The organism is Alcanivorax sp., assembly GCF_014762765.1.
Lineage (GTDB): Bacteria > Pseudomonadota > Gammaproteobacteria > Pseudomonadales > Alcanivoracaceae > Alcanivorax.
The window spans coordinates 1-3,698 of the sequence record NZ_JABURH010000119.1 but is presented as its reverse complement, the minus strand read 5'-3'; the positions used below and the strand labels follow the sequence as shown (position 1 = coordinate 3,698).

Here is a 3,698-nt window from a genome sequence, read left to right as displayed (position 1 = left end):
TGCTCCTGCGCATAGGTATTCTGCAGGGTCAGACCATGCACCTGCGGATCAGCGGCGAGGACCTCCTTGAGCAGGCTATCATGCAGCTCACGGTCAAACACCAAACGGGCATACTTTTCGGCATAAAGCACCGGGGCCAGCAGGTTCTTGCCTTCCGAGAGGGTCATGGCCTGCTCAAAGTGGGCTTTTGCCTGGTCCGGCTTGCCGCCCAGGGAAGCGGGCAGAATGCTGCTCAGCACGCCCAGGTACATATGCGCCTGGCCGTACTGGTAACCCTCATCCAGCACCACCACGCGCTCCATGATGGCTTCCACGCGCCCCAATTCGGCCACCGCATTCCAGTCACTGGTGTTCTGCTGAATGTAGCCGGCCCAGGCGCTGCCCAGGGTGAACAGCATGGGCACATCGCCCTTGCCGGCGTCTTCCAGCAGTTCTTCGAACTCAGGCACGGACAGGTCGCGCAGATCGCAGTAATCGTTGTCGTGGGCACAGGCAGAGCGGAAGGCATAGCCCAGGGCCTTGTCACTGAGCTTGCGGGCCCGTTCCGGGTCTTCCACAAACAGCCCCGCGTAGGCGCCGTAAAGGTCTGCCCCACTGGCCAGCATGGAGGCGCTATCAGGCCAGTTTTCGATCAGACCGTCCACCATCAACAGATAGGTGGGCAGGCCCTCAGCCACCAGCTCAAGATCATTGTTGTTGAGTACGCCATAGGGCAGGTTGTCGTCGATGCTGGCCAGGGAACAGCCCTGCAAGGAAACGACCGCTGCAACAAGGAATGAGGGGACAAACCCGGGTAGGAAGCGCCACTGCATAGGTCGCCAGTATCCTTTCATGATTGTGACCATTTGTTTTGGCAGTCTTTATAGCAGTACGACCGGGGTAACTCAAACGGCCCCGACCCCTTGCGCCCGCCGCCAGAGGCCGAAACCGGCCCCCAGCAGACAACCACTGACCAGCCCCGCCAGATGCGCCGCATTGGCCACCACACTGGACAGCCCCACAAAGCAGATCACCATCCAGGCCAGCATGAAGATGACAATCTCCCGGCGCAGGGGGTAACCGGACTGGGGATTCACCTTGCCATAGATCCACAGGTAACCGAGCAACCCGTACACCACCCCGGACAGGCCACCGAACATGGGCCCGGTGTGGAAGAACTGGGCCACATTGGCAGTAATGCCGGTCACCAGGGTGACCAGCACCAGTTGCCCGCTGGACTGGAACCGCTCGATCAGGCGCCCCAGATCCGACCACCAGAGCAGATTGAACAGCAGGTGCAGCAGGGAAAAGTGCAGCAGCATGGGGGTCACCAGCCGCCAGGGCTGGCTGGCCAGCCCGTCCAGGGCCGCCGGAAACAGCAGCGCCCGGTAGACGCCATCGCCCATCAGGTACGGCGTCAGATACACCAGCACACTGACAATAAGAACGATGCGGGTCACCCAGCCCAGGCTGGCAAACCAGCCCCCGGACATCAGCGGCTGGGGGCGCCCGGTGAGGGGCTCCACCGGCTGGCGCCCCTGCTGATGCTTGAGGTCGGTGATCAGCTCTTCCAGCAAGGCCTTGGCAGGGTTGTACTGGGCCGGGTCCTGCAGCTCGATGATCTGCTCACTCCCCTCCTCCCGGCGCGCCACCGCAAAGCCGTTACGCTTGAGGGTATGCTCAAACAGCTTTGCCAGTTCCGGTTGCGGAGTACGGATCAGTTCCATGCCAGGCCCTCCAGGGCGTTATTGCGTTGTGCCGGTGTCAACTCGGCCAGGTTTTCCACCTGCTGCCAGAAACAGTCCCAGTCCCGCTGGCATTGTTCCAGCAGGCGGGCAAAGGCAGGCACATGATCATTGTAGTCACTGACACCGTTTAACTGGGCATTGTTCAACGGCCCGTCAAAGAAGCCCTGATAACCGGCCAGGGCCGGCAAGCTTTGTTGCTCGCGGGCAAAGCGCTCCCGGGCCTGCTGCTGGATGCGGGCTTTTTCCCGGGCCAGCACCGCCTCGTCCTGCTCTTCGGCGTAGAGCTGCTTCAGCGCCTCACGGGTATCGGTGACGATGGTCAGGAAAGCCTGGCGGACCTGCTCACGGCGCTGCCAGAAATCCGCCGGCAGTGGCCTGCCGCTGGCGGCAAAGAAATCCACCGCGCCTTCACGGCCTACCAGGGTGGCCAGGGATTCATTGAAGCGGGTGTCGTTCCTGATATACAGGCGCCGATGGGCCAGCTCATGGATCAGCAGTTCCGCCAGCGCCGGCTCGGAGCGTTGCAGCATGGGGGTGGTCAGCGGGTCGGCAAACCAGCCCAGGGTGGAATAGGCAATGGCACCGCCCACATAGGTATCCAGCCCCTGTTCAGCCAGCCTGGCGGCGGCCTTTTCCGCCGCCGGACGGCGGAAGTAACCCCGGTAGCTGACGCAGCCGATCAGCGGGTAACACCAGGTCTTGGGGGTCAGTGACCAGGCCGGGGCCGCCAGCACATTCCACACCACCGCGTCCTGTTCCAGGGCCACGTACTGGTGATAGACATCCTCGGCGGGCAGCGCCAGCCGGTCACCGGCAAAGCGGACCACCTGCTGGCTGAACTGCAGGGAATCGACAATCTGCGGCGGAGTCTGCGGGTCTGCCAGCACCGCCTCCAGCGATTCACGCTGGCCCATCAGCGACAGGTGCCCCTTGGCGGCCTGGCTGTAGTAGCCAAGCTGGCAGCCACCCAGAAGGGTCATGCCTGCCAGCGTGGCGACCCGCAATAACATCATGATCCGGAGTCAGGCCCGGGACATGAATTTGCGTTCAGCGGTATTCACCCGCACCTTTTCCCCTTCCACGATATATTCCGGCACCTGTACCACCAGCCCGGTATTCAGGGTGGCCGGCTTGGTCCGTGCGGAGGCAGAGGCGGCTTTCATGGCCGGGGCGGTTTCGGTGACTTCCAGCACCACCGAGGCGGGCAGTTCCAGGCCAATCACCGCGTCGTCCACCCGCAGAGCCAGCAGGCCTTCGGTATCCTCGGTGATAAACGCCAGCTCGTCAGCAATGTCCTCGGCCTTGAGCAGGTACTGGGAGAAATCCTCGTTATCCATGAAGATGTAATCGTCGCCATCTACGTAGGAGAACTGCACCGGCCGGCGCAGCAGCTCCACCGTGGTCACCTCATCATCACCCTTGTAACGCTCCTCAAACTTGGGCCCGCCGCCCACCGCACTGGCCTTCACCCGATACAAGGTCGCCGCGCCCCGGGCCGAGGGGGATTGGACCTCGATCTGGCGAATGGCGTAAAGGGTACCGTTGACTTCAATAACGTCGGATTTTTTCAGATCGCTGGCGCGGGTCATGGGCAACTGGTCCTTTTTGAGAAAGGCCTATGCTACTCGACACTGGTACGGGCAAGCTAGAATCGGGCTAATTGATAATTGAGAATGGATAATTGATAGCTCGCGTGCGAGGTTTGTCTGTTCTTCAATGCAAGAGGCCGCGACTGAACTCTGGCGCGGCCTCTTGCATTTAATCACTCCCATGCGCTGTTCGCGCCGTTATCAATTATCCATTCTCAATTATCAATTGCTTCCTGATTCCTTCCCACGCCGCCTCACAAAGCCCCTTCCGATCCGTGCCCTGAGCCGATACCGGGTCGCAGAAATGCAGGCGCACACGGATGCGGTTGCGCAACAGCATGGCCCAGAGATGATGGTGGAATTCGTCGTCACCGATGAAGGC

Annotated in this window: 4 protein-coding genes; all 4 read right to left on the bottom strand. The window is 61.4% G+C overall.

The window, feature by feature from the left end; all coding sequences use genetic code 11:
* Positions 1 to 812 (bottom strand): TRAP transporter TatT component family protein (locus tag HUJ17_RS07765; protein ID WP_290510159.1); only part of this gene is annotated, 812 nt, incomplete at its 3' end.
* Between the two features lie 72 nt (positions 813 to 884).
* Positions 885 to 1,706 (bottom strand): rhomboid family intramembrane serine protease, encoded by an 822-nt coding sequence (locus tag HUJ17_RS07760; protein ID WP_290510158.1) that lies wholly within the window; start codon positions 1,704 to 1,706, stop codon positions 885 to 887.
* Positions 1,697 to 2,740, bottom strand: coding sequence for an aminopeptidase (locus HUJ17_RS07755; RefSeq protein ID WP_290510157.1), 1,044 nt, complete (start codon positions 2,738 to 2,740; stop codon positions 1,697 to 1,699). Before HUJ17_RS07755 ends, HUJ17_RS07760 begins: the two co-directional genes overlap by 10 nt.
* A 9-nt stretch (positions 2,741 to 2,749) precedes the next feature.
* Entirely contained in the window at positions 2,750 to 3,316 is a 567-nt protein-coding gene (gene yeiP, locus HUJ17_RS07750) for an elongation factor P-like protein YeiP (protein WP_290510156.1), read from the bottom strand.
* Between the last annotated feature and the right edge of the window lie 382 nt (positions 3,317 to 3,698).

What these genes read in the sequence shown, in the direction of transcription:
- HUJ17_RS07760 (WP_290510158.1), bottom strand. Translation starts at nt 1,706, where the DNA reads ATGGAACTGATCCGTACTCCGCAACCGGAACTGGCAAAGCTGTTTGAG.
- HUJ17_RS07755 (WP_290510157.1), bottom strand. Translation starts at nt 2,740, where the DNA reads ATGATGTTATTGCGGGTCGCCACGCTGGCAGGCATGACCCTTCTGGGT.
- yeiP (WP_290510156.1), bottom strand. Translation starts at nt 3,316, where the DNA reads ATGACCCGCGCCAGCGATCTGAAAAAATCCGACGTTATTGAAGTCAAC.